Source organism: Pseudomonas sp. FDAARGOS_380, from assembly GCF_002591235.1.
Lineage (GTDB): Bacteria > Pseudomonadota > Gammaproteobacteria > Pseudomonadales > Pseudomonadaceae > Aquipseudomonas > Aquipseudomonas salmasensis.
In genome coordinates, this window is record NZ_CP023969.1 from 1,452,668 (window position 1) to 1,477,021 (window position 24,354).

General features: G+C 60.1%; 21 protein-coding genes and 1 pseudogene. 14 read left to right on the forward strand and 8 right to left on the reverse strand.

Annotated elements, in window-relative coordinates; translation table 11 throughout:
* Positions 1-129: 129 nt before the first annotated feature.
* Positions 130-1,236 carry an agmatine deiminase gene (aguA, locus tag CRN80_RS06940; RefSeq protein ID WP_098949817.1) on the reverse strand — a complete coding sequence of 369 codons (1,107 nt, stop codon included), beginning with the start codon at positions 1,234-1,236 and terminating at the stop codon, positions 130-132.
* 121 nt (positions 1,237-1,357) lie between these two features.
* Positions 1,358-4,267, reverse strand: coding sequence for an aminotransferase (locus tag CRN80_RS06945; RefSeq protein ID WP_098949818.1), 2,910 nt, complete (start codon positions 4,265-4,267; stop codon positions 1,358-1,360).
* A 151-nt stretch (positions 4,268-4,418) separates the two neighbouring features.
* Here CRN80_RS06945 and rfbB point away from each other — a divergent pair, with 151 nt between their 5' ends.
* Genes rfbB through CRN80_RS06980 form a run of 7 tightly spaced genes read left to right on the forward strand, consistent with a single transcriptional unit; the run spans position 4,419 to position 11,500 of the window.
* Positions 4,419-5,501 (forward strand): dTDP-glucose 4,6-dehydratase, encoded by a 1,083-nt coding sequence (gene rfbB, locus CRN80_RS06950; protein WP_069556673.1) that lies wholly within the window; start codon positions 4,419-4,421, stop codon positions 5,499-5,501.
* Entirely contained in the window at positions 5,498-6,373 is an 876-nt protein-coding gene (gene rfbA, locus CRN80_RS06955; RefSeq protein WP_098949819.1) for a glucose-1-phosphate thymidylyltransferase RfbA, read from the forward strand. Before rfbB ends, rfbA begins: the two co-directional genes overlap by 4 nt.
* Entirely contained in the window at positions 6,370-6,915 is a 546-nt protein-coding gene (gene rfbC / locus CRN80_RS06960; RefSeq protein ID WP_044270559.1) for a dTDP-4-dehydrorhamnose 3,5-epimerase, read from the forward strand. Before rfbA ends, rfbC begins: the two co-directional genes overlap by 4 nt.
* 8 nt (positions 6,916-6,923) lie before the next feature.
* Complete coding sequence (rfbD, locus tag CRN80_RS06965; protein WP_169918275.1) at positions 6,924-7,793, forward strand: dTDP-4-dehydrorhamnose reductase; 870 nt, start codon at positions 6,924-6,926, stop codon at positions 7,791-7,793.
* A 34-nt stretch (positions 7,794-7,827) separates the two neighbouring features.
* A complete protein-coding gene (locus CRN80_RS06970) occupies positions 7,828-9,636 on the forward strand; it encodes an ATP-binding protein (RefSeq protein WP_098949821.1) in 1,809 nt (602 codons plus the stop codon).
* On the forward strand, positions 9,633-11,018 hold the full coding sequence (locus CRN80_RS06975) for a sigma-54 dependent transcriptional regulator (protein WP_032894092.1): 1,386 nt from the start codon (positions 9,633-9,635) through the stop codon (positions 11,016-11,018). Before CRN80_RS06970 ends, CRN80_RS06975 begins: the two co-directional genes overlap by 4 nt.
* Before the next feature lie 26 nt (positions 11,019-11,044).
* Positions 11,045-11,500: a thioesterase domain-containing protein gene (locus CRN80_RS06980; protein WP_003187710.1), complete on the forward strand. Its 456-nt coding sequence runs from the start codon at positions 11,045-11,047 to the stop codon at positions 11,498-11,500.
* Positions 11,501-11,605: 105 nt separating this feature from the next.
* Here CRN80_RS06980 and cysQ read toward each other — a convergent pair whose 3' ends face one another.
* The gene (gene cysQ / locus CRN80_RS06985; protein ID WP_098949822.1) at positions 11,606-12,442 is read right to left on the reverse strand and encodes a 3'(2'),5'-bisphosphate nucleotidase CysQ; all 837 of its coding nucleotides are present in this window, start codon (positions 12,440-12,442) and stop codon (positions 11,606-11,608) included.
* Positions 12,439-13,005, reverse strand: a complete 567-nt coding sequence (gene nudE, locus CRN80_RS06990) for an ADP compounds hydrolase NudE (protein WP_032894100.1) — start codon at positions 13,003-13,005, stop codon at positions 12,439-12,441. The genes cysQ and nudE overlap by 4 nt, the downstream gene beginning before the upstream one ends.
* 87 nt (positions 13,006-13,092) lie before the next feature.
* Between nudE and yrfG the strand changes: the two genes are divergently transcribed.
* A complete protein-coding gene (gene yrfG / locus CRN80_RS06995) occupies positions 13,093-13,758 on the forward strand; it encodes a GMP/IMP nucleotidase (protein WP_032894102.1) in 666 nt (221 codons plus the stop codon).
* A 127-nt stretch (positions 13,759-13,885) separates the two neighbouring features.
* Here the strand turns inward: yrfG and lysM are convergent, their stop codons facing one another.
* Positions 13,886-14,326, reverse strand: coding sequence for a peptidoglycan-binding protein LysM (gene lysM / locus CRN80_RS07000; protein ID WP_032894105.1), 441 nt, complete (start codon positions 14,324-14,326; stop codon positions 13,886-13,888).
* Positions 14,327-14,568: 242 nt separating this feature from the next.
* Between lysM and fdhD the strand changes: the two genes are divergently transcribed.
* From fdhD to CRN80_RS07015, 3 genes and pseudogenes are all read left to right on the forward strand, one after another.
* Entirely contained in the window at positions 14,569-15,408 is an 840-nt protein-coding gene (fdhD, locus tag CRN80_RS07005; protein WP_098949823.1) for a formate dehydrogenase accessory sulfurtransferase FdhD, read from the forward strand.
* Positions 15,405-17,753, forward strand: coding sequence for an FdhF/YdeP family oxidoreductase (locus tag CRN80_RS07010; RefSeq protein WP_098949824.1), 2,349 nt, complete (start codon positions 15,405-15,407; stop codon positions 17,751-17,753). The genes fdhD and CRN80_RS07010 overlap by 4 nt, the downstream gene beginning before the upstream one ends.
* 280 nt (positions 17,754-18,033) lie before the next feature.
* Positions 18,034-18,526 (forward strand): annotated as a pseudogene (locus CRN80_RS07015) (glycine zipper domain-containing protein).
* 147 nt (positions 18,527-18,673) lie between these two features.
* Here the strand turns inward: CRN80_RS07015 and CRN80_RS07020 are convergent.
* The 3 genes from CRN80_RS07020 to CRN80_RS07030 all read right to left on the reverse strand — a co-directional run bounded on the left by CRN80_RS07020 (position 18,674) and on the right by CRN80_RS07030 (position 22,456).
* Positions 18,674-19,105 (reverse strand): thioesterase family protein, encoded by a 432-nt coding sequence (locus CRN80_RS07020; protein ID WP_032894109.1) that lies wholly within the window; start codon positions 19,103-19,105, stop codon positions 18,674-18,676.
* A gap of 12 nt (positions 19,106-19,117) precedes the next feature.
* Positions 19,118-21,055, reverse strand: a complete 1,938-nt coding sequence (locus CRN80_RS07025; protein WP_098949825.1) for an ATP-dependent DNA helicase RecQ — start codon at positions 21,053-21,055, stop codon at positions 19,118-19,120.
* A 225-nt stretch (positions 21,056-21,280) separates the two neighbouring features.
* Complete coding sequence (locus tag CRN80_RS07030; RefSeq protein WP_032894112.1) at positions 21,281-22,456, reverse strand: tetratricopeptide repeat protein; 1,176 nt, start codon at positions 22,454-22,456, stop codon at positions 21,281-21,283.
* Between the two features lie 175 nt (positions 22,457-22,631).
* Between CRN80_RS07030 and CRN80_RS07035 the strand changes: the two genes are divergently transcribed.
* The 3 genes from CRN80_RS07035 to CRN80_RS07045 all read left to right on the forward strand — a co-directional run bounded on the left by CRN80_RS07035 (position 22,632) and on the right by CRN80_RS07045 (position 23,895).
* On the forward strand, positions 22,632-22,802 hold the full coding sequence (locus CRN80_RS07035) for a YhfG family protein (RefSeq protein WP_003187692.1): 171 nt from the start codon (positions 22,632-22,634) through the stop codon (positions 22,800-22,802).
* The gene (locus CRN80_RS07040; protein ID WP_098949826.1) at positions 22,802-23,401 is read left to right on the forward strand and encodes a putative adenosine monophosphate-protein transferase Fic; all 600 of its coding nucleotides are present in this window, start codon (positions 22,802-22,804) and stop codon (positions 23,399-23,401) included. The genes CRN80_RS07035 and CRN80_RS07040 overlap by 1 nt, the downstream gene beginning before the upstream one ends.
* 170 nt (positions 23,402-23,571) lie before the next feature.
* The gene (locus tag CRN80_RS07045) at positions 23,572-23,895 is read left to right on the forward strand and encodes a hypothetical protein (protein WP_098949827.1); all 324 of its coding nucleotides are present in this window, start codon (positions 23,572-23,574) and stop codon (positions 23,893-23,895) included.
* Positions 23,896-24,354: the final 459 nt, after the last annotated feature.

A 24,354-nucleotide genomic window follows, 5' to 3' on the forward strand; every position in this document is an offset into this window, starting at 1 on the left:
ATGCCAATGTGCCGTGTTCATTGGCATACAGGCATGAAAAAGCCCGCGACCGGGCTGGGTCGCGGGCTTGCGGGGAGCACTGCAATGGCGCAGTGCTCGTACGCCATCAAGGCGCTGTTACAACTGCACTCACTTTCGCTGCGGGGCTGGCTGCTGTTGGGTCAGGCAATGGATATTGCCCCCACCCAGTAACAGTTCGCGGCCCGGCACCATCACCACTTCATGTTGTGGGAAGAGGTTCTGCAGGATTTGCTTGGCCTGGTCGTCCAACGGGTCATCGAAGCTCGGCGCGATGATGCCGCCGTTGACGATCAGGAAGTTGACGTAGGAACCGGCCAACCGCACGGTCGGATTACGCTCCTGGCTGCCGTCAACCAGGTCTACGCCGGCGCATTCCTCTTCGGTGGCATACAGCGGACCCGGGATCGGCATTTTATGCACGATGAACGAGCGGCCCTGGGCATCGGTGCTGCTTTGCAGCACGTCCATGGCTGCGTGGCAGCGTGGGTAGTTCGGGTCTTGCGGGTCATCGGTCCAGGCCAACAGCACTTCGCCCGGGCGCACGTAGCAGCAGAAGTTATCCACATGGCCGTCGGTTTCGTCGTTGAACAGGCCGTCCGGCAACCAGATGATCTTATCCACCGCCAGGTTATCGCTGAGCACCGCCTCAATGGCCGCACGATCAAGGTGCGGGTTGCGGTTGCGGTTCAACAGGCACTCTTCGGTGGTGATCAGGGTGCCTTCGCCGTCGACATGAATCGAACCGCCTTCAAGCACAAAGCCTTCAGTGCGGTAACGCGGTGCGCGCTCCATCTCGAGGATCTTGCCTCCCACCTGGGAATCGCGGTTCCACGGCGAATACAAGCCGCCGTCAAAACCACCCCAGGCGTTGAAGTCCCAGTTCACACCCCGTACTTCACCACTGCCGTTGATCACGAAAGTGGGGCCGGTGTCGCGAACCCAGGCGTCGTCATTGGACATTTCCACCAGGCGGATATTGGGTACATCCAGGCGGGCACGGGCGTTTTCATACTGGCCGGCGGAAACCGCGACAGTCACCGGCTCAAAACGCGCGATGGCCTTGGCCACCGCCACATGGGCCGCCTGCGCAGGCTTGCCGCCCAGGCGCCAGTTGTCTGGGCGCTCGGGCCAGATCATCCAGGTCTGGGTCTGGGGCGCCCATTCGGCAGGCATGTGAAAGCCATCGGCGCGAGGTGTACTGTGCAAGGTGGTCATGGCGATCAGGGCTCCGAATGGGGTGAAGGGCAACTTTATAATGGATAAAAATCGGCTTTAACAGCCTAAAAAAAGGATAGATTCTTTCTATTGCAAAAAATAGCCGATAACCATCGATAAATCACAGTTGCTCATCCAGTACTTTCGACAGCATGTCCACAAAGAAATCCACGCTGCGCCGGGAAGTGACCATCGGCGGCTTGATCTTGAGGATATTCAGGTAATCCCCGGTAGGCTGCATGAAAATCCCCAACTCACGCAGGCGATCACACAACAAGGCGGTTTCCGCCGTCGCAGGTTCGAGGGTATGGCGATCACGCACCAGTTCAAGGCCCAGATAGAATCCCGAACCGTGTACAGCACCGACGAGTGGATGGCGGTCGATCAATTCCTCCAGTCGTGCCTTGAAATGCCCGCCTACCACTTGGGCGTTTTCCCAGAGCTTTTCCTCCGCCATCACGTCCAGCACTGCCATCCCGATCCGGCAGCTGACCGGGCTGCCTCCCGATGACGAGAAGAAGTAACCCTCGGCCTCCAGCGCCTCGGCAATTTCTCGGCGGGTGATCACTGCGCCCAACGGCTGGCCGTTGCCCATGCCTTTGGCCATCGTGATGATGTCGGGCACCACTCCCTGCTGTTCAAACCCCCAGAAGAAATGCCCCATGCGGCCGTAACCCACCTGCACCTCGTCGGCGATGCACACGCCACCCTGGGCACGGACCAAGCCATACACCTGTTTTAGGTAACCCGCTGGCAGGGAGATGCCGCCGGCATTGCCGTACACCGGCTCGCAGATGAACCCGGCCAATTGACGCCGGCTCGCGGCGATTTTCGCCAGGTTATGCTCCACGCTTCGTACATAGTCCGGCGCGCTGTCCGGCCCACGGAACTCACCACGGTAAGTATTGGGCGCGGTCACCGGGTGCACCCAATCCGGGCGGCTGCTCAAGGCCTGGGGGTTATCGGCAATCGACGTGGACACGGCATCCGCCGCCACCGACCAGCCGTGATAGGCCTCCAGCACGCTGAGCATGTCGCGCCCGCCGCTGTAGGCCCAGGCCAGGCGAATCGCCAGGTCATTGGCCTCGGTGCCGCTGTTGACCAGGAACACCCGGTCCATGCCCTCCGGCGCCAACGCCAGCAAGCGCTCGGAGAACTCGGCAATTGCCGCATAGTGAAACCGCGAGTTGGTGTTGAGCAGCGACCACTGCCGCGCTGCCACTTCTGCCATGCGCGGGTGGCCATGGCCCAACACCGCCACGTTATTGAGCATGTCCAGGTAGGATCGGCCCTGCATATCGATCAGATGGTTACGCCAGCCACGCTCGATACGCGGCGGGTCGGCGTAGTAGTGCTTCTGGGAGCGGGCAAAGCTGGCATCCCTCCGGGCCAGCAGGGCCTCTGGGTCCAGTTCCGGCTCCGCATCACAGGCCAGGCCCAACAGCGCCGCGGGCGACGGGCACAACGCCTGCCACGCCAACGCCCGGGAAGGTGTGCAGAACAGCGGTGGCTCAAGGTCGGCGCGGCACAACTGCACGGTCAACGGCGCATGAACCTCGCCCAGCACCTGCCCTTTGACCAGCGTTGCGCCGGGCTTGAGTGATGTGCGCACGCCCCACAGGCGCAGGCTCAGCCCACTGCTATGCAAACACAGTAAGCCGTCGGTGCCTTCGTGCAGGGTTCCCGCAAAGGGTGCTTCTAGCACGGTGCCGTGGGGCAGATGCAGTTCGACATGCAGGGGGAAGGTCTCGGGCTCTACCGCACTGTCGGGGCGGGTGCGCGACAAGCGGTATTGCCCGTAACGGCTGGCCGCCAGCCCATGCACCGTCGCCGCGTCATCCAGCAAGCGCCGATCTATGCCGGGAGTCTCCCAATTGCCAGCCTCGAAATGCGGGCTGAGTACGCCCAGGTCGATCAGGGCGAACTCGCGCCCCACCAGGCCTGGCAATAAAGGCGCGAAGTCTTGGGTGGCGACGGGCGGTAGTGTCTCGCCGACGCTGCTGAGAATCGCCGCTTGCATGAGTTCAAAGGACACCGACGTGGCGATATCGAAAATTTCCCACTCGTGTTCGGCGTTTTTCTTCAGATAAGCGTTATCCGGGTCCAGGCGTTGCTGCTGCTCACTGCTGAGCACCAACACCGCCGCGCGGCCGACGATCAACGGCCACAGCACTTCTAACTCTTCGCGCTGCAACGGCGTGACCGCGTGACAGGCCTGGATCGCCGGCAACAGGGCAAACGGATCACCGTCGGCATGGTGCAACAGCGACGCGCAGGTCACCGACAGGTCGGTAATTCGCCAGGTGCGCGCCAGATCACCAAAATCGATCACGCCTTGAATACGCCAGTGCCGCTGGGTATCACGCTGCCACACCACGTTGTCATCGGTGATGTCCATGTGCACCGCTTGCCACGGCAGGCGTGCCGCCAACGGCTGGACATGCGCATCGACCTGCCTGGCCACCTGCTCCAATGCGGCACGCTGCGGCAGGTCGGGCAAGGTTGCCAGCAGGTGGGTGATCAACGCCTGTGCGTGGCGCGGGTCCCATTGCAGGGTGCGCTCCAGGCCAGGGTGCTCGAAACCTGCCAGCGCGTGACTCATTTGCCCGCACAGCTCACCAAAGCCTTCGATCACGGTGCGGCTCAGGTGGGGCAAATGCGTCAGGGGCTGGCCGTCGATGTAGTCCAATAGCCGCAGGTGCAGGGTTTGGCCGTCGACGTTGACCGTCAGCAACTCCTCGCCTTTCACGGTCTGGATGACCTTGGGCACGCGCAAGCCGGCATGCGTACCCAGGTTGTTGAGGGCCGTATGCTGGGCCTGGAGTTCAACCGCGGCGTAGTCACCCCGGCAGATCTTCAGAACGAAACGGCCCCGCGTGCTGTCAATTCTGTAGTTGAGGTCTTGTTGACTGCCCAATGAGCGTAATTTGCCCGCCAATCCATAGTGTCGATCGAGCAGGTGTGCTGCCTGCTCGGGGGTGACTTGTGGGCAAGGCAAGCTGGCACGGTGGGTCAACGTGGCTAACGACATTGTGACGACCTTTGATTTTTCAGGCGTCTATATCGCCATTGTTCTGTGGCGTTAATCAACCCCTTCTGCTCACGGCACTTGCGCCGGCCCGATTCACAACTCAAGCTATGCTACTTTCGCCCAGTGTCCGTCTAAGGAAAAGGCCCTCGACATGCGTATTCTCATCACCGGCGGTGCCGGATTTATTGGCTCGGCCCTGATCCGGCACTTGATTCAACACACTGAGCATGAAGTGCTCAACCTGGACAAGCTGACTTACGCCGGCAACCTCGAGTCGCTGGCCAGCATCGCGTCCAACAGCCGCTATGAGTTTGTCCAGGCCGATATCATCGACCAGGCCACCGTCAGCGCCGTGCTCGCACGCTTCGAACCCGATGCGATCATGCATTTGGCGGCCGAGTCCCATGTGGACCGTTCCATTGACGGTCCGTCGGATTTTATCCAGACCAACATCGTGGGCACCTACAGCCTGCTGGAAGCCACGCGCGCCTATTGGCAGAAGCTGGCAGAGCCGGCAAAAAGCGCATTCCGTTTCCACCACATCTCCACTGACGAGGTGTATGGCGACCTGCACGGCGTGGACGACCTCTTCACCGAGACCACGCCTTACGCACCGAGCTCGCCGTATTCCGCGAGCAAGGCCGCGTCCGACCATCTGGTACGCGCCTGGCAGCGCACCTATGGCCTGCCTGTGCTGCTGACCAACTGCTCGAACAACTACGGGCCGTTCCACTTCCCCGAAAAATTGATCCCGCTGGTGATTCTCAACGCCCTGGCGGGCAAGCCACTGCCGGTATATGGCGATGGTCTGCAGGTGCGTGACTGGCTGTTCGTTGAGGATCACGCCCGTGCGCTGCTCACAGTGGTCACGACTGGGGTTGTGGGCGAAACCTACAACATCGGCGGCCACAACGAGCAGAAGAACATCGACGTGGTACGTGGCATCTGCGCCCTGTTGGAAGAATTGGCGCCACAACGCCCAGCCGGCGTGGAGAAATTCACTGACCTGATCACCTTCGTCAAGGATCGCCCAGGCCATGACCAACGCTACGCCATCGACGCCAGCAAAATCGAACGCGAACTGGGCTGGGTCCCGGAAGAAACCTTCGAGACCGGCCTGCGCAAAACCGTGCAGTGGTACCTCGATAACCTGGAATGGTGCCGCAGGGTCCAGGACGGCAGTTATCAAGGTGAACGACTGGGCAATACTGACGTGAAGGATTTGATCGCATGATGAAGGGAATTGTATTGGCCGGCGGTTCCGGCACGCGTTTGCACCCCATTACCCTGGGCGTGTCCAAACAGTTGTTGCCGGTGTATGACAAGCCGATGATCTACTACCCGATCTCGGTACTGATGCTGGCGGGGATCAAGGACATTCTGGTGATCTCCACGCCAGTGGACTTGCCGCAATACCAGAACCTGCTGGGCGATGGCAGCCAGTTCGGCGTGCGCTTCACCTACGCGGAGCAGCCTTCGCCGGACGGCCTGGCCCAGGCATTTATCATCGGCGAAGAGTTCATTGGCGATGACCCTGTGTGCTTGATCCTGGGGGACAACATCTTCCACGGCCAGCATTTTGGCGATCAACTGCGCACCGCCGCCGAACGTCCTTCGGGCGCCACGGTGTTCGGCTACTGGGTCAAAGACCCTGAGCGTTTCGGTGTGATTGACTTCGATAGCGAAGGCCGCGCCCTGTCCATCGAAGAAAAACCGGCTAAACCCAAGTCCCACTACGCGGTGACCGGCCTGTACTTCTACGACAACGACGTGATCAAGATCGCCAAAGCGGTCAAGCCTTCGCCACGCGGCGAGCTGGAGATCACCGACATCAACAATGCCTACCTTCAGCGTGGCGATCTTCACGTTGAACGCTTCGGCCGTGGTTTCGCCTGGCTCGACACTGGCACCCACGACAGCCTGTTGGAAGCCTCGACTTACGTTCAGACCATCGAGCACCGCCAGGGCTTGAAAGTGGCCTGCCTGGAAGAGATAGCCTACGAAAATGGCTGGATCAATCGTGATTATCTGCTGGAGCGTGCCAAGTACTTTGGCAAGACCGGCTATGGTCAGTACCTGTATATGCTCGCTGGAAACACTAAATGAACGTGATTGCCACTGAGCTGCCCGGTGTATTGATCATCGAGCCGAAGGTTTTTGGCGATGAGCGCGGTTTTTTTTATGAGAGCTTCAATGCCCGCGCGTTTGAAAAAGCCAGCGGGTTACAACTGCAGTTTGTGCAGGATAATCACTCGCGCTCGCAAAAAGGCGTGCTGAGAGGTCTTCACTACCAGGTAGAACACGCTCAGGGAAAACTCGTGCGTGTGACTGCCGGCGAAGTATTGGACGTGGCGGTGGATATCCGCCGCAGCTCGCCGCATTTTGGCAAGTGGGCCAGCGTACGCCTATCGGCAGAAAATAACCGCCAGTTATGGATTCCACCAGGCTTTGCCCATGGATTCGTCGTGCTGAGCGACTACGCCGAATTCCTTTACAAGACCACGGATTACTACACGCCGTCTGCGGAGCGTTGTATCCGTTGGGATGACCCGGATCTCAACATCGACTGGCAGCTCAATGGCACCCCGACGCTGTCCGCCAAGGACCAGAGCGGTAAAACCCTGAAAGACGCGGATCTATTCCTGTGATGGCGCCTCTGAAAATCCTCATCACCGGCCAACACGGCCAAGTCTCCCAGGAGCTGCAGCAGCGGCTCCAGGGCCTGGGCGAACTTATCGTCCTGGGCAGCAAGCAACTTGACCTGGCAGACGCAGACCTCATCCGCCAGCAAGTGCGCGCCCATCGCCCTGGCCTGATCATCAACGCGGCGGCCCACACCGCCGTCGATATGGCCGAGAGCGAACCGGACGCTGCGTTTGCCATCAATGCCATCGCTCCCGGCATCCTCGCCGAGGAAGCCAAGGCGCTGGGTATCCCGCTGATCCATTACTCGACCGACTACGTGTTCGACGGCAGCAAACCTGCTGCCTACACCGAAGACGACACGCCCAACCCATTGGGAGTCTACGGTCAGAGCAAGCTGGCGGGTGAGCAGGCGATTGCGGCTGTAGGTGGCCAGTACCTGATCTTGCGCACCAGCTGGGTCTATTCGAGCCATGGCAAGAATTTCCTGCTGACCATGCAACGCCTGCTGCAGGAAAAACCACAGATGCGCATCGTGGCCGACCAGATCGGTGCGCCGACCTGGGCCGGTACCATCGCCAACAGCACTCGCGTGCTGATCGAGCAGTGGCAGGCCGGTAAGGCTGGGGATTGGGGTGTTTACCACCTCACTGCCCAGGGTGAAACCTCCTGGTTCGGTTTTGCCGAAGCCATTGGCGAGCAACTGCGCGCCGAGGGCAAGGCCTGTGCCGAGCTGGAGCCGATCCCTTCCAGCGCTTACCCGACCCCCGCCAAGCGCCCGCTGAACTCGCGCCTGGACTGCACGCGCCTGCAACAACAATGGCACGTCAGCCAGCCACAGTGGCAAGACGCATTGCACGAGTGTCTTGCACAGCAGCACTAGGCATAATGCGCCTGTACCCACAGGCGCGACGTCCATGACCCCACCCCTTCCGCGAAGACCCCGCTGGCGCAGCCTCGCCCTGCTGGCTTTGTGCCTGGCGCCGCTGTTGTGGCCGCTGGAGCATTTGGCCGAGCGCTATTACCGCAGCGAGCTGGCCGGGCAAAACCGCCAGACCCTCGACCTCTACGTCGCCAACTTGTTGGGCACCCTGCATCGCTACGAAATACTGCCGCAAATCCTCGGTGACTTGCCGGCCCTGCGCACCGCATTGGACGCGCCCCACGTCAGCACCCACCTGGTCAGTGCCAACCAGTTGCTCAAGGACGTCGCCGCCCAGGCCGGGGTAGAGGTGATGTATTTGATGGACACCACCGGCAAGACCCTCGCCGCGTCCAACTGGGACAAACAAGACAGCTTTGTCGGGCGCAACTTCTCCTTCCGTCCGTATTTCAGCGAGGCCATGGCCGGGCGCCTAGGGCGTTTCTTCGGCCTGGGTACCACCTCGGCCAAGCGCGGCTACTTCTTCGCTGCCGCGGTACGTGACGGCGACACCATCATCGGCGTGCTGGTGGTGAAGGTCGATCTGGACCACACCGAAAGCCTGTGGGGCAATACCCCGGAACAACTGTTGGTCACCGACCATAACGGCGTGGTGATCCTCACCTCACGCCCGCAATGGCGATTCCGCGCCACTCGGCCACTAACCGCCAAAGAGCGCGAGGCCATCGTTGCCATCCAGCCCTACCCCACCCGCGACCCGCAGCCGCTGAGCCTCAGTAGCAGCGCCTGGCTGCGCCAATCCACGGCCATCGCCGAGACCGGCTGGAACGTGGAAATCCTCGCGCCGCGCTCGCTGATCAACCGTCCGGTGCGCACGGTCGTCGCGGTAGGCGGCGCCACATTGTTGGTGCTGATGCTGTTGCTGGGGTTGCTGATGCAGCGCCGCCGGCATTACCTGGAACGCATCGCCTTCGAAGCCAAGGCCCGCCGCGAGTTGGAGATGCGCGTGGCCGAGCGTACCAGCGACCTGGAGGGCCTGAACCGGCGCCTGAAACAGGAAGTACTGGAGCGCGAGCACGCCCAGCAAGAACTGGTGCGCGCCCAGGACGACTTGGTCCAGGCCGGTAAACTCTCGGCGCTGGGCACCATGTCGGCGAGTATCAGCCATGAACTCAATCAGCCACTGGCGGCGATTCGCAGCTATGCCGAAAACGCTGAGATCCTGCTCGACCATGAGCGCACCAACGATGCCCGTGGCAACCTCAAGCTGATCAGCGAATTGACCGGGCGCATGGCCTCGATCATCGCCCACCTGCGCGCATTCGCCCGCCGTGACCGGCACGCGCCGGAGAGCGTGGCTTTGCAACCGGCGCTCGACGACGCCCTGGCATTGCTGGCCAAGCGTCGGCGTTCGATGGAGGTGGAGTTGATCCGCGACCTGCCAGAGGCGACGCTGTGGGTGCAGGCCGGTGAAACCCGCCTACGCCAGGTGCTGGGTAACTTACTGGCCAATGCGCTGGACGCCCTCACCGAAAAAGGCCCGCCACGCAGACTCTGGCTGAGTGCCGAAACCACGCCCCAAGGCGTCAACTTGTATATTCGCGACAACGGCCCGGGCTTTTGCATGGAAGCCCTGGGCCGCGCCAGTGAGCCGTTCTACACCACCAAGACGCGCACCCAAGGCCTGGGGCTAGGGCTGGCGATCTGCGACACCCTGATGCGCGCCTTTGGCGGCGAACTGTTGTTCGCCAACCACAAGGAGGGCGGCGCGCTGTTAACCTTGAAATTGCGTGCCGGCTCGCCGGGCGTCAGTCTGCAACCGTCCGAGGACCGCAGTGTATGAGTATCGACAACTCGATTCAGGTGGTATTGATCGACGACGATCCACACCTGCGTCAGGCCCTGTGCCAGACCCTGGACCTGGCCGGCCTGAAAGTCCTGCCCCTGGGCGAAGCCACCGGGCTCACCGCACGCCTGTCCCGCGACTGGCCAGGCGTGGTGGTCAGCGACATCCGCATGCCCGGCATGGACGGCCTGGAACTGTTGGCCGAATTGCACGGCCAGGACCCCGACCTGCCGGTGCTGCTGATCACCGGCCACGGCGATGTACCGCTGGCGGTGCAGGCCATGCGTGCCGGCGCCTATGACTTTCTGGAAAAACCCTTTGCCAGTGACGCGCTGCTCGACAGCGTGCGCCGTGCCCTGGCCCTGCGTCGGCTGGTACTGGACAACCGCAGCCTGCGCCTGGCCCTCAGCGACCGCCAGCAACTGAGTACGCGCCTGGTAGGGCACTCGCCACAGATGTTGCGCCTGCGCGAACAAATCGGTGCGCTGGCCGCGACCAAGGCCGATGTGTTGATCCTCGGCGAAACCGGGGCGGGCAAGGAAGTCGTCGCCCGCGCCCTGCACGACCTTTCAAGCCGACGCAGCGGCCCGTTTGTCGCGATCAACGCCGGGGCCCTGGCGGAGTCGGTGGTGGAAAGCGAACTGTTCGGCCATGAACCCGGCGCGTTTACCGGCGCGCAAAAGCGCCGCATCGGCAAGTTCGAGTTTGCCAATGGCGGCACGCTGTTTCTGGATGAAATTGAAAGCATGAGCCTGGATGTACAGGTCAAGTTGCTGCGCCTTTTACAGGAGCGCGTAGTGGAACGCCTGGGTGGCAATCAGCTGATCCCGCTGGATATCCGCATTATCGCCGCCACCAAGGAAGACCTGCGCCAGGCCGCCGACCAGGGCCGCTTCCGTGCCGACTTGTATTACCGCCTCAATGTGGCGCCGCTGCGCATCCCCCCGCTACGAGAACGGGGTGAAGATGCGCTGATGCTGTTCCAGCACTTCGCCGACGAGGCCAGCAGCCGCCACGGCCTGCCCTTGCACGAACTGCAACCGGGCCAGCGCGCGCTGTTGCTGCGCCACAGTTGGCCGGGCAATGTGCGGGAACTGCAAAACGCCGCGGAGCGTTTCGCCCTCGGCCTGGAGCTGGCCCTGGACAACACCCAGGACCATCCCGCCGCCGGCGTGCTGACCTCCACGCCAGGAGGCCTGAGCGAGCAAGTCGAACAGTTCGAAAAAAGCCTGATCGCCGCCGAACTGACCCGCCCCCACAGCTCCGTGCGCAGCCTCGCCGAAGCCTTGGGCGTGCCGCGCAAAACCTTGCATGACAAACTGCGAAAACACGGCCTGAACTTCGCCGACAGTGCCAGCCAGAGCTCAGACGACGAATGACATCGTCAACCCACAAAGAGGCCGCCATGAGCCGCGACAGCCGTTACCTGGAATCCATCCTTCACCATGACATCCCACTCACCCGGGAAATGGGCCTCAGGGTGCTCGACTGGCAACACGACCAACTGCAACTGCACCTGCCCTTGCAGGCCAATATCAACCACAAGAGCACCATGTTTGGCGGCAGCCTCTACTGCGGCGCGGTGCTGGCGGGTTGGGGTTGGCTGCACCTGAAGCTGCGTGAAGCCGGGATTGAAGACGGGCATATCGTGATTCAGGAAGGGCAGATCAGCTACCCACTGCCGGTGACGCAAGACGCGACAGCCATTTGCGCGGCGCCGCAGGAGAAGGTGTGGAAACGCTTTGTGGCGACCTACCAGCGCTATGGGCGGGCGCGATTGGCGCTGGAGACGTGGATAGTAAATGAGGGCAGCGAAGAGCACGCTGTCGTCTTTACCGGCCAGTACGTGCTGCATCGCTAACGACCGCTGTCAACGCACTGTAGGAGCGAGCTTGCTCGCGAAAAACGCCAACGATAACGCAGCGCTCTCAGGTTTTTCGCGAGCAAGCTCGCTCCTACAAAGGGGTCATGATCTGGCCAGGGTCAGCAGCCGCTCACGCCAGGCGGCTTTGGCCGGCAACGCCAGGAAGAACGGATTTAACAGCGATTCCCGCGCCGGGTAGCTGAACGGCTTACCATTCAACTCCAGCACTTCCCCCCCCGCCCCTTCCAATACACCCTGGGCCGCTGCAGTATCCCACTGCGAGGTCGGTGCCAGGCGCGGATAACAATCGGCACTGCCCTCGGCTAATAAGCAAAACTTCAACGAGCTGCCGATATTCGCCAGTTTCAACTCGCCCAAGCCTTCACTGAGGCCATTGAGCAGGCGCTCCTGCTCAGGGCTGGTATGACGACGGCTGGCCACCACCGTAAAGGCCTCACCCGAGGCCGGGGCCTGGCGTACTTGAATCTGCTTGGGCGCTGCATTGACGTCCGACCGCCAAGCCCCCAGGCCCGCGCCGCCGAAGTAGCAACGGCCAGTGGTCGGTATCGACACCACGCCGAACACCACGCGGCCCTGTTCGATCAAGGCAATATTGACGGTGAATTCTTCACTGCCAGAAATGAATTCCTTGGTGCCATCCAAAGGGTCCACCAACCACCAGCGCTGCCAACCGGCACGCACACTCTGATCGATATCGGCATCCTCTTCAGACAGCACTGGAATGCTCGGGTCCAGCGCGGTCAGGCCTGCGAGAATCAGATGGTGGGCAGCCAAGTCGGCCGCTGTCACGGGCGAATCATCCGATTTGGAGGTCACAGCTACGTCGGCACGCCAGTACGGCAGGATGGCTTCACCCGCCTGCCGAGCCAGCTCAATGACCGGGGCGATAAACGGGTGGCCTAAAAACAGTTCGCTCATGCGTTGAACGCTCCACGCTGGGTCAACAGGTCTCTGACCAGATACAGCGCCGCCAGGGCGCGACCTTCGCTGAATTGCTCGTTTTGCGCCAACGCCGACAGCTCACGCAGGTTGACCCGGTCTACCCGCATCGGCTCGGGCTCATCACCTTCAAGGCGCTCTTCATAGAGATCGGTAGCCAGCACCACCTGGATTTTCTGGCTCATATAACCAGGCGACAATGACAGCTCGGTGATGTGCTCCAACTGCCGTGCGCCATAGCCGGCCTCTTCCTTGAGTTCGCGGTCTGCCGCCGCCAGTACGTCTTCGCCGGGCTCGATCAAGCCTTTGGGTAATGACAATTCATATTCGTCAGTGCCGCCGCAGTACTCTTCCACCAGCAATGCATGATCTTCATCGATCATCGCTACAATCATCACGGCGCCGTAGCCCGTGCCACGCCCGACAAGACGCTCGTAGGTGCGCTCAACGCCATTGGAAAAGCGCAATTGCACTTCCTCCACGCGGAACAAACGGCTACTGGCGACTATTTCGCGGGCGAGGACAGTGGGTTTCTGGCGCATAAACGGCTCCTTGGCGTGATCGGGTTACTATACCGTGGCTTTTCCGATTGTCTGTGTCGGATATCTTTACTTACATGAGACCCCACCATGCCCTCTCTGCCCTGGCACGCCATCGACACCGTCCTGCTGGACATGGACGGCACCCTGCTCGACCTGCATTACGACAACCACTTCTGGATGGAACATCTGCCCCAGCGCTACGCCGAACTGCACGGTGTGAGCCAGGCCATGGCCGAGATGGAGCTGCAACCGCTGTTTGAGCGTAACGCGGGACAGTTGCAATGGTATTGCCTGGATTTCTGGAGCACTGAACTCAAGATCCCGGTGCGCGAACTCAAGCTGGAAACCGCCCACCTGATTGCCCTGCGCCCGGATGCCGATACGTTCCTGGCGGCGATCAAACAGGCCGGCAAGCGCGTGATCATGATCACCAACGCTCATCGTGATTCGCTGTCATTGAAGTTGGAACGCATTGAACTGGCGCCGTATTTCGAGCGCTTGATCAGCTCTCACGACTACGGTTTTCCCAAGGAAAACCCGCAATTCTGGCAAGCCTTGCAAGCGGATATCCAGTTTGACCCGGCCCGTAGCCTGTTTATAGATGACACCTTGCCGATCCTGCGCAGCGCCCGGGATTTCGGTGTAGGGCATTTACTGGCCGTGAAAGAGCCTGATAGCAAGAAAGGACCAAAGGACACTGCAGAATTTGCAGCCGTCGGGGATTATCGAGAACTCATTGCCGGGCTTATGTAGAAGCGAGCTTGCTCGCGAAAAACGTCAACGATAACGCGTGCTTCCTGGATAAACGCGGTGCCTGTGAGTTTTTCGCGAGCAAGCTCGCTCCTACAAAAGGGCGAGCTTGCTCATTTTATCCTGCGTATTACTCAGGAATGCGCAGTGTCTGGCCTGGGTAGATCTTGTCCGGGTGCGACAACAGTGGCTTGTTAGCCTCGAAGATCTTGTTGTACTTATTCGCGTCGCCATAAACCGTTTTAGAGATTGCGCTCAGGGTGTCGCCGCTTTTCACTACAACAAAGCGCGAAGCCACAACCACTGGACCGGATACTGTGATCTGGTCATCCACACTGGCCACGCCAGCAATGTTGCCCAGCGCCAAAAGGATCTTTTCTTTCTCTTCCTGCGTGGCCACTTCACCGGTCACTGTGACCTTGTCGCCATCCACCGTGGTTTGCACGTTTGGATTACCCAGGCCCACCTTGCTCACATGCTCCTTCAACTGCTCACTGGCGTTCGCATTACCCGGCGTCAACAGGTCGACAATCTTTTCGCCGGCTTCTTTGATAAAGCTAAAAATACTCATGGTGCGCTCTCCTTGGGATTTAATTTCCAGATGCCCAAGACTAGACCAGTCCTGCCGACTTGGGTTCCAGACTGGCTAAAGACTCAAAAGTATCTCAATCGCCCCTGCCTGGAATAAGCCCGACGAAAACGCCGGTGAACCTTGATCGACGCCCTCTATCAATAGATCAATACTGGCGATTAGACGTGACCCTTTGTCGCGCCTAGTCTAAACACTGATCAATCCGCCGGTGGTACTGCCCCATGAACGCCAAGCGCCCTCACTGCGCGGCGCCCGCTCTCGAATCGACCGCGCCCGTCGCCAGCCAGAGCTATCACTATTGCAATCTTGAACACACAGAAGTGGCCAGCACTGCGCTGGCCGAAGAAGTGGCGTTGGCGATTGCCTATAACGATATCAGCCAGGCGGTGATGCTGGTGACGCCTACAGATTTGGAAGACTTCATTGTAGGCTTCAGCCTCGGCAGCGGCATTATCACCGACGTTAACGACATTTATGACCTGAAAATCAGCGGTTCAGCCGCAGCCCAATACGCCCAGGTACAGGTTTCCAGCCGTGCGTTCTGGAACCTCAAGCAGCAACGCCGCCAATTGGCGGGCACCAGCGGCTGTGGCCTGTGTGGCGTGGAAGCGGTAGAGCAAGCATTGCCCGACCTCCAGGTACTGCCCGGCGCGCCCTTGCCGCCGGCGCAGTGGCTCGATGGCTTGCGCCAACGTATCAGCGCTTTCCAACCCTTGGGCCAACACAGCGGCGCCGTGCATGCCGCGGTATTTATGAACAGCCAGGGCGAATTGCTGATGGGTCGTGAAGACATCGGTCGGCATAACGCTCTGGATAAATTGATTGGCGCATTGATCCGCCAAAAGATTCCGACCGACGGCGGCCTGGCGATTGTTACCAGCCGCTGCAGCCTCGAATTGATTCAGAAAGTTTTGCGCGCCGGCATCCAGACCCTGGTCAGCCTGTCGTCGCCCACCGGCCTGGCCCTGCAATGGGCGCGCCGGCACAACCTCAACCTCATCCACCTGCCGCAAAAAAGCGCGCCACGGGTCTATAGCCCTGCGATGGAGCACCAGCCATGAGCCTTCACCACCAAGCCGACCAGACCCCAACCCCACGCTATAAGCCCTACAAAGGCCCAGCCGGTGGCTGGGGCGCCCTGATCAGCGTGGCGCAAGCCTGGCTGACCAGCGACAACGCCCTGAAAAACCTGCGCATGATGCTCAAGACCAACCAGAACGGCGGCTTCGACTGCCCGGGCTGCGCCTGGGGCGACTCGCCGGAAAGCGGCATGGTCAAGTTCTGCGAAAACGGCGCCAAGGCAGTCAACTGGGAAGCCACCAAGCGCCGCGTCGATGCGGCCTTCTTCGCCAAGCACAGCGTCACAGCGTTGCTGGAGCAAAGCGACTATTGGCTGGAATACCAGGGCCGCCTGACCGAGCCGATGCGCTATGACGCCCAGACCGATCGCTACGCGCCCATCAGTTGGGAAGCCGCCTTCGACCTGGTCGGCAAGCACCTCAACGCATTGCCCAGCCCGAATATGGCCGAGTTCTACACCTCGGGCCGTGCCAGCAACGAAGCCGCCTACCTGTACCAGCTGTTTGTACGCGCCTATGGCACCAACAACTTCCCGGACTGCTCGAACATGTGCCACGAAGCCAGCGGCGTAGCCCTGGCGCAGAGCGTGGGCGTGGGCAAAGGCACCGTGACCTTTGATGACTTCGAGCATGCCGATGCCATTTTCGTCTGGGGCCAGAACCCCGGCACCAACCACCCGCGCATGCTTGAACCGCTGCGCGAAGCAGTGAAGCGCGGCGCCCAGGTGGTGTGTATCAACCCACTCAAAGAGCGTGGCCTGGAGCGCTTCCAGCACCCGCAGCATCCGCTGGAAATGCTCACCAACGGTGACAAGCCTACCAACACCGCCTACTTCCGCCCGGCGCTGGGTGGCGATATGGCTATCTTGCGCGGCATGGCCAAATTCCTGCTGCTGTGGGAACGCCAAGCCCTGGCCGAAGGCAAGGAAGCAGTGTTCGACCACGACTTCCTCAATGAACACACTGCCAACGTCCTGGAATACCTGGGCCAGATCGACGACACCTCGTGGGAGGAGATCGTCGAACAGTCCGGCCTGACCCTGGTGGAGATCGAGCAAGCGGCGCGCATGTACGCCAAAGGCAAGAATGTGATCATGTGCTGGGCAATGGGGATTACCCAGCACCGCCACTCGGTGCCGACCATCCAGGAAATCGCCAACCTGATGCTGCTACGCGGCAATATTGGCCGCCCAGGCGCCGGGCTGTGCCCGGTGCGTGGCCACAGTAACGTGCAGGGCGACCGCACCATGGGCATCAACGAACGCCCACCGGTGGCGTTTCTCGACGCACTGGAGCGTCGTTTCCAGTTCCAGGTGCCGCGCGACAATGGCCATAACGTGGTGGAAGCGATTCATGCCATGCTTGAAGGCCGCTCCAAAGTCTTTATCGGCCTGGGCGGCAACTTTGCCCAAGCCACGCCAGACAGCACGCGCACCTTTGAAGCGCTGCGCAATTGCGACCTGACCGTGCAGATCAGCACCAAGCTCAACCGCAGCCACCTGATGCACGGTAAAGATGCGTTGATCCTGCCGTGCCTGGGCCGCACCGACATCGACATCCAGGCCGACGGCCCGCAAGCGGTGACGGTGGAAGACTCGTTCAGCATGGTCCACGGCTCCAACGGCCAACTGCAACCGCTGTCGAAACTGATGAAGTCCGAGCCGGCGATCCTGGCAGGCATTGCTGCCGCCACCCTGGGCAGCACGCCCGTGGATTGGAACTGGCTGGTGGCTGACTACGGGCGCATCCGCGACCTGATCGCCGACACCATCCCAGGCTTCAAGGACTTCAACGAGAAGATCAAACATCCAGGTGGCTTTTACCTGGGCAACTCCGCCGGTGCACGCCGCTGGAACACACCGTCGGGCCGCGCAAACTTCCGTCCGAACATCTTGCCCAAAGACCTGATCCACGAACGCACCCACGCCACGGGCCGGGTGCCGGACCTGATCATGCAGTCGATGCGCTCCCATGATCAGTACAACACCACCATCTATGGCCTGGACGACCGTTATCGCGGGGTCAAAGGCCAGCGGGATGTGCTGTTCGTCAACGAAGCCGACATCATCCGCCTGGGCTTCAAGCCGGGGCAGAAGGCAGATATCGTGTCGCTGTGGGAGGACGGTCGTGAGCGCCGCGTGAAGGGCTTTACGCTGCTGGCATTTGATATTCCGGCGGGGCAGGCGGCGGCTTACTATCCGGAGGTGAACCCACTGGTGCCGCTGGAAAGCACTGGCGACGGGAGCCATACGCCAACGTCTAAGTTTGTTGCGATTCGCTTGGAAGCGGCGAGTGACAGTGGGTTGATCATGGCGCGCTCGGCCTGACTTGATCCGAGATATGTGTTGCTTGAACTACCGCTTTCGCGAGCAAGCCCGCGAAGAGGCCAGCACAAGCACCGCACATTCTGCAGCCACAAAAAAAGGCCGCTTTTGCATAAAAGCGGCCCTTCCGAAGTAACTAAAGACCTGCAAAAACGACTTAAGTTCCCTATACAAAACAGTAACTTAGCAAATTGTATACAACCTCTGCCGCCGGTCGGATTTCGATTGTCAGCGGCTCGATACAACCTCAGGATCGCGCCGTCATCCCTTGAGGTTTCCCTGAATGAAGTTCTCCTCGATTCTCTTGTTGTCCCTTGGCCTAGTCAGTGGCGCAGCCATGGCAGGCGGCACCACCGAAGCCGGTGTAGGCGGCGCATTGGGTGGGGTTCTAGGTTCCGTTGTCGGCCAGCAGCTGGGCGGCAACACCGGTTCGACCATCGGCGCGGCCCTGGGCGGCCCTGGGCGGCGCTGGCGGTAGCGCGGTCGGCGCAGACAAGCGTAGCCGTGGCGAAGCAGCCATTGGTGGCGCACTGGGCGCAGCCGGCGGCAACGTCTTGGGTCGCAGCGTCGGCGGCAGTACCGGTGCATTGGTCGGCTCAGCAGCCGGCGGTGGCGCCGGCGGCGCGCTGGGCAACTACATGGGTAACGAAAGTGATCGCGACAGCCGCCATTACCGCGATCGCGACCGTGACGATCGTCGCTACTACCGCGATGGCCACCCAGGCCGCGGCCATGCCTATGGGCATCGCAAGAACAAGCATCGTTATCGCGACTGATCAATACGTGCTCTGACGAACACATCCAGTGTGGGAGCCGGGCTTGCCCGCGATCGCAGTGAATCAGGTTTAGAGGTATTGCCTGATACTGCGCCATCGCGGGCAAGCCCGGCTCCCACATTTGGCATGGGTTGCTTGCAGGTGCCCTCAAACCACCAAGCGCTGCATCGCCTCGCGCAACATCCCCGGAATCGGCACTGGCTGGTTCGACGCTCGGTCCACAAACACATGGACAAAGCGCCCCGCGGCACACGCCTCCTGCTCGCCCGCCTTGAATACCGCCAGCTCATACTGCACCGAGCTATTGCCCAGCTTGCCTACCCGCAGGCCGATTTCAATGCGCTCAGGGAAAGCAATCGAGGCGAAGTAATCGCAGGCCGAACTCACCACAAACCCCACCACCTCACCGTCATGAATATCCAGCCCGCCCTGTTCGATCAGGTAGGTATTAACGGCTGTGTCGAAGAAGCTGTAGTAGGTGACGTTATTCACATGGCCGTAGGCATCGTTGTCGTGCCAACGCGTGGTGATCGGCTGGAAGTGGCGGTAATCGTCGCGCACAGGCGTTGAGTCAGGCATCGGCAAGTCTCGTCAAAGTTGATCCAATTGAGCATGGGCCCAGTCGCGCACCTCGGCGTAGGGGTAATCTTCCAGCGCAGCAAAACCCGGAATGCCTCGCGCCTTCAACTTGGTAAACAACGGTACGCTGATACCGCCAAGAAAACGCGTCAGACGCTCCGCATTCGGCAAGTCCCCCGTGTGCTCATGATGCCTGTGGATAAAATCACCGCACAGCCCCATGAAGTTTTTATCCACAAGCGGCGGCAGGCTCGGCGGCGCCGGCAGATGAGCAACCTGGCCGTGGCACACCGAACAATGCCCGCAACGCTGGGGCGCATTTTCATCACCAAAGTAGCGCGCCAGGCGTTGCCCCAGGCAGTGCTCGGTGGCGAACAGGTCGAGCATGGCGTGTATCCGCGCGACCTCCGTCACCTCATGCTGCTTGAAGCCTGTGTATAACTCGGCGCTCAACAGCTGCGGGTCGAAATCGGTGTCGAACAAACTGTAGACCTCAGTCATCTGCTTGCTTTCGAGTTCGATCAGGCCCTGCTCCTGAAAATAATCCAGCGCCTTCACCACCCGGCTACGTTCGGCATTGTGCTGTTGATAAAGCGCATCGAAATCCACCGTCGCCCAAGTTTTAGCGCGCTTGCATACCTGGATGATCGCCGCGACAAACTGCTGCCGTTCGCCAGAAAAGCGCGCCAGCAAGGCCTCGGGCTCGATCAGGTATTTGAAACGGTATTCCGCATAAAACGCATAGCGCGGCGCGATCACGCCCTTGAGCTCCAACTGCACCAGGAGCGTCTTGAGCGGCAGCTCGCGAATATTGCTGTGGTCCGACAGCGACCTGAGCAGGAACTCCCACTGGCCTTCGCTACGCGCCGCCTGCAACTCCTCGAGTACACGACGAATGCCTTCCTGCTCCGGCGTGTCACCGTACACGAAGTTTTCCAGCACATTGAGGCTGTCGCGGTTGGCCAACACCAGGCAATCCGACGGCTGCCCGTCACGCCCGGCGCGGCCGATCTCCTGGCTGTAGTTCTCGATGGACTTGGGCAAGTCGAAGTGCACGACATTGCGGATGTCACTCTTGTCGATGCCCATGCCAAACGCGATGGTTGCGACAATGCAATTGGAGCGCCCGCCCATGAAACGCTGCTGGATGCCTTCGCGCTTTTCGTGGGGCAGCCCCGCGTGATAAGCCTCGGCCTGAATACCGTGGCGGTTCAGATGCTCGGCAATCTGCTCGGCGGTTTTCTGCAAGGTGACGTAGACGATACTCGGCTGGTTGGCCCGCGCTTTCATCCACTCCACCAGCCTGCGGCGTTTGTCGTGGCCGCTGACCGGTTCCACCAGCAGGTTGAGGTTGGAGCGATAGAAGCCCGTGGTCACCACATCCTCGGCAGCAATGGCGAACTTGGCCTGCATGTCGGCGATCACCTTGGGTGTAGCCGTGGCCGTCAGCAACAGCGCCTGCGGGATGTTGAACTGGCGCTGGTAGTCCGGCAGCTTCAAATAATCCGGACGGAAGTTGTGGCCCCATTCGGAAATACAGTGCGCCTCGTCCACCACCAGCAACGAGATCTGCACGCTGTTCAGGAAATTACGGAAACGCTCGTTCTTCAAACGCTCCACGGAAATCATCAGGATCTTGAGCTCGCCCGATCGCGCACGGGCCATGACATCATTGGCCTCATCACGGCTCTGGGCCGAATCGATACTGCCCGCCGAAATGCCATGGCGCTGCAGGAAACCCAACTGGTCCTGCATCAATGCCAGCAACGGCGACACCACCAGCGTCAGGTGCGGCAGCAACACGGCCGACAGCTGGTAACACAATGATTTGCCCGACCCCGTAGGGAAAATGGCGGCGGCAGAACGCCCAGCCAGCACGGCGCTGACCGTCTCTTCCTGGCCCAAGCGAAAGTGTGGGTAACCAAAGACCTGCTGGAGGGTGTCGTGCATAAGGCTGTCACTCCATTGACCGCTGAACGTGGCTTAAAAACGTAGCCCAGTAAGTTCAGCGAATCGAGAAAGGTCGCAAGGAAAAAAGAGACAGGATGATACACAGGGGGAGGGATGGCTCAGGGCCGAAGTGGGAGTTTTCTGAGAACGTAACAGGAAGCAGCAGATTAAAAATGTGGGGCTGGCGAGCCCTCCCCCACATTTCACAACCGAGCTACAGCTGAATCAGCGGTTCTGCACCCGCTCAATCGCCGTGTCATACACCGGGTTGGCCTTTTGCTCTTTGGCCAACTGGTAATGACGCAACGCATCCGGGAACTGGCCGGCGGCTTCATAGATGCGTGCAATGTTGTAGTAAGCACCGGCACGCACGGTCGCGGCATTGGTACCGGTGGCCAGGGCGATAGCCTTGCGGTTGGCCCAGATCGACTCCGCAGTATTGCCGGCTTTCTGATACGCCAGGCCCAGGTTGCCGTAAGCCTTGCCGAAGCCGTTATCCAGCTCGATGGCTTGACGGAAGAAGTCGATGGCCTGGTCCAGGTTACCGGCCTGGTAGGCCGCTTCGCCCTTGAGGTTCAGCTTTTTCGCATCGGCCTGTACCGACGAGCTCACCGTCACGGCGGTGACGGCCACGCTGTCATCGAGCAACGGCTTGACCTCGTTGAGCACATCTTCGGCGCCCACTCTCACGCCGGTGAAGGCGTTGATGTCCTGGAAGTCGCCACTGCCGGTCATGCGGAACACGGTCCACAGGTTGCCGGTGCGGTTCTGCGGCACATAGTAGGTGCGTACCAGGGATTGCCCCATGTACACGAACACCTTGGCCTCACTGTTGGACAACTCGCTGGAGGTGGGAGAGCCGCTGTTGGAATAGTCGTGCACGGCATAGACGTAGCTTTCGCCGTAGTGCTTTTTCTGCAGGGTGATGGTTTCCGGGCCATAGCTGTCGGTGTCATCCACGTCCAGTTCGGCGTCGGTGCCCTTTTTATTGTTAAAGAAGATGTTATTGCCGGGGAAGATCATATGGGAATCGAGGTCACGCGGAGCCTTGCCCCAGGTCAACACCACACGCAGGCCGTCGAGGTTTTCCATCACCGGGCTGATGGCATAAGTCATGCCTTTGCACGGGCACTTCACCACCAGGTTGGAATAGCCAGGCTTCTTGATGATCAGCAGGTTGCTGGCATCGTCAGCCGCCTCACTGGTCAGCGTGACCTGGCCTTGCGCGTTGGTACGGCCCACCACGTTCTGTGCGCCGTTACGTTGCAACAGCACCTCGGCATCGCCAATTTTCTGGTCCTTGACCACCGCGCTCAGCACCTCAATCGGCAACTGCTCGGCCTGGACAGAAAACGCCACCGCACACAAAGACATCGCCGAGGCGACACGAAGCAAACCCATGCTTAACTCCCTTTAAGTAGTGGGCGGAATCGCCCTACAAGATTTTGCGGTGAAACATACGCTGAAATGAGCTCGCTGGCAGATTTTTTATACAGATTGTGACGGGGTTTTTATCCCGCCTACCGAGCTACGCATTGCGCTACAATCAAGCCTTGCTTTCCAAGAGGACGCAGCGATGAGCGAACTGACGTTTGAGCAAAAACAGGATCACTATCACAAGATCCGCCGTTCCAATTACCTGGCCAGCCTGCGCCTGGAAGGGTTCGATACCCAACCGACCGACGTCGACAAACCCCTGCCGACACGCGAAGCCGTTCTTGCCAAGTACCGCAACACCTCACGCTGATGCTCGACAAATACGGGGTGGGCCAGGACCCGTACTGCTATCCCGGTAGCAGCATCCTGCGCAACCGCCTCGATTTGCTCGATGAAGCACGCCTGCACCAGGCCGAGCGGGAATTATCCGAAATCGCCGTAGGCAACCTTCCACTCTTTCCGCCGCCCTACGACCTTGATCGTCTGCAACACATTCACCGCATCCTGTTCGGTGACATTTATGACTGGGCCGGCGAACTGCGCAGCGTCAACATCCAGAAAGGCGACACGCTGTTTTGCACCCCAGAGCGTATTCCACCAGAGGCGGCGAAAATCGTCCGGCATATGCAAGACGCCAATTGGTATGTTGGTGCGACTCAGGCTGACCTTGTGCGTCAAATCGCTGAAGCTTATGGCGACCTGAATGTCATTCATCCCTTCCGCGAGGGAAATGGCCGGGCGCAGCGGATCCTGTTTGAACAGATCATCGTGAATGCGGGGTTTTCGGTGAATTGGTGGCTGGTAAAACATGCGGCCTGGATACCCGCGAATATTGATGCAGTGGCGTGTGACTATCGGGGATTGGAAGCGATTTTTGAGCGTTGTATCAGCAAGCCTCTCAGTGTCTGATCGAACCGCGAACGATTAAACCATCTGTTTATTGCCCGAGAACAAACTCACTTCTAAGGTTGGGCTCGTCGCTGCCAATTCAGCGACCGGGCTTGGTCACCCGAAAAACAGCAGAGACAACGTGCCAGCTCTTCTGGCGTATTTCTTTGAATCTGTATTGGAACACTGTGATGACAAAGCCGAACCTTCCCACCAATCGCTATCGTCAGTTACGCACTAACTTCACCGACACCCACCCTCTTCTCATAGACACCGAAGCCAAAGCCGAAGACATCCAATCCGCCGCCCACCAGCGCATCCGCGCCGCCAGCGACTTACTGGAAACCTTCTCCTGCCTGACCTTCGAACACGCCGACCTCAAAGACATATCCCACATCATCAATGCGCTGTACCTGCTCGTTCAGGACGGCTGTGATTTGCTGGAAGCTACGCAACACGTACAACTGCAACCAGCGACCGACCAGCCACCACACAGCAATCCGCTACACAGCTAAACCTGTGGGAGCTGGCTTGCCTGCGATGGCGGCGTATCAGGCTATACCGCCATCGCGGGCAAACCCTAATACCCGTAGGAGCGAGCTTGCTCGCGAAAAACTACCAAGCACCGCGTTTATCCAGGAAGCACGCGTTACCGTTGACGTTTTTCGCGAGCAAGCTCGCTCCTACAAAAAGCCGGTTTCCACATTTGCTCGGTTCAGCCGGCAGAATCGGTATCAAGTCATAAAATGCAGGAAGGCATTGTAAGAAACCAAAAAACGGCGCGTCGTCCGTTTCCCAAACTGCTTCAAACAGTGTCTCGCCCCTCTACAGAAAAGCCCTTTGCCTGGACGACACTAGCCCCCTCTCCCAACGCTCTCGGCATAATTTGTGAACATAGAAAGGACTCAACACATCGGCCGCTATGGCATCACCTTCACGATGATTCGCCTTGGTACTGGCAAACCGGGATTGCC

Excerpts from the sequence above, each read along its gene's own strand:
- yrfG (WP_032894102.1), top strand. The coding sequence starts at position 13,093 with ATGCCCTCTCTGCCCTGGCACGCCATCGACACCGTCCTGCTGGACATG.
- CRN80_RS06945 (WP_098949818.1), bottom strand. The coding sequence starts at position 4,267 with ATGTCGTTAGCCACGTTGACCCACCGTGCCAGCTTGCCTTGCCCACAA.
- CRN80_RS07040 (WP_098949826.1), top strand. The coding sequence starts at position 22,802 with ATGCTCGACAAATACGGGGTGGGCCAGGACCCGTACTGCTATCCCGGT.
- rfbB (WP_069556673.1), top strand. The coding sequence starts at position 4,419 with ATGCGTATTCTCATCACCGGCGGTGCCGGATTTATTGGCTCGGCCCTG.
- nudE (WP_032894100.1), bottom strand. The coding sequence starts at position 13,005 with ATGCGCCAGAAACCCACTGTCCTCGCCCGCGAAATAGTCGCCAGTAGC.
- lysM (WP_032894105.1), bottom strand. The coding sequence starts at position 14,326 with ATGAGTATTTTTAGCTTTATCAAAGAAGCCGGCGAAAAGATTGTCGAC.
- CRN80_RS06970 (WP_098949821.1), top strand. The coding sequence starts at position 7,828 with ATGACCCCACCCCTTCCGCGAAGACCCCGCTGGCGCAGCCTCGCCCTG.
- cysQ (WP_098949822.1), bottom strand. The coding sequence starts at position 12,442 with ATGAGCGAACTGTTTTTAGGCCACCCGTTTATCGCCCCGGTCATTGAG.
- fdhD (WP_098949823.1), top strand. The coding sequence starts at position 14,569 with ATGAACGCCAAGCGCCCTCACTGCGCGGCGCCCGCTCTCGAATCGACC.
- CRN80_RS07030 (WP_032894112.1), bottom strand. The coding sequence starts at position 22,456 with ATGGGTTTGCTTCGTGTCGCCTCGGCGATGTCTTTGTGTGCGGTGGCG.
- rfbC (WP_044270559.1), top strand. The coding sequence starts at position 6,370 with ATGAACGTGATTGCCACTGAGCTGCCCGGTGTATTGATCATCGAGCCG.
- CRN80_RS07035 (WP_003187692.1), top strand. The coding sequence starts at position 22,632 with ATGAGCGAACTGACGTTTGAGCAAAAACAGGATCACTATCACAAGATC.
- CRN80_RS07020 (WP_032894109.1), bottom strand. The coding sequence starts at position 19,105 with ATGCCTGACTCAACGCCTGTGCGCGACGATTACCGCCACTTCCAGCCG.
- rfbA (WP_098949819.1), top strand. The coding sequence starts at position 5,498 with ATGATGAAGGGAATTGTATTGGCCGGCGGTTCCGGCACGCGTTTGCAC.
- CRN80_RS07025 (WP_098949825.1), bottom strand. The coding sequence starts at position 21,055 with ATGCACGACACCCTCCAGCAGGTCTTTGGTTACCCACACTTTCGCTTG.
- CRN80_RS07045 (WP_098949827.1), top strand. The coding sequence starts at position 23,572 with ATGACAAAGCCGAACCTTCCCACCAATCGCTATCGTCAGTTACGCACT.
- CRN80_RS07010 (WP_098949824.1), top strand. The coding sequence starts at position 15,405 with ATGAGCCTTCACCACCAAGCCGACCAGACCCCAACCCCACGCTATAAG.
- aguA (WP_098949817.1), bottom strand. The coding sequence starts at position 1,236 with ATGACCACCTTGCACAGTACACCTCGCGCCGATGGCTTTCACATGCCT.
- CRN80_RS06980 (WP_003187710.1), top strand. The coding sequence starts at position 11,045 with ATGAGCCGCGACAGCCGTTACCTGGAATCCATCCTTCACCATGACATC.
- CRN80_RS06975 (WP_032894092.1), top strand. The coding sequence starts at position 9,633 with ATGAGTATCGACAACTCGATTCAGGTGGTATTGATCGACGACGATCCA.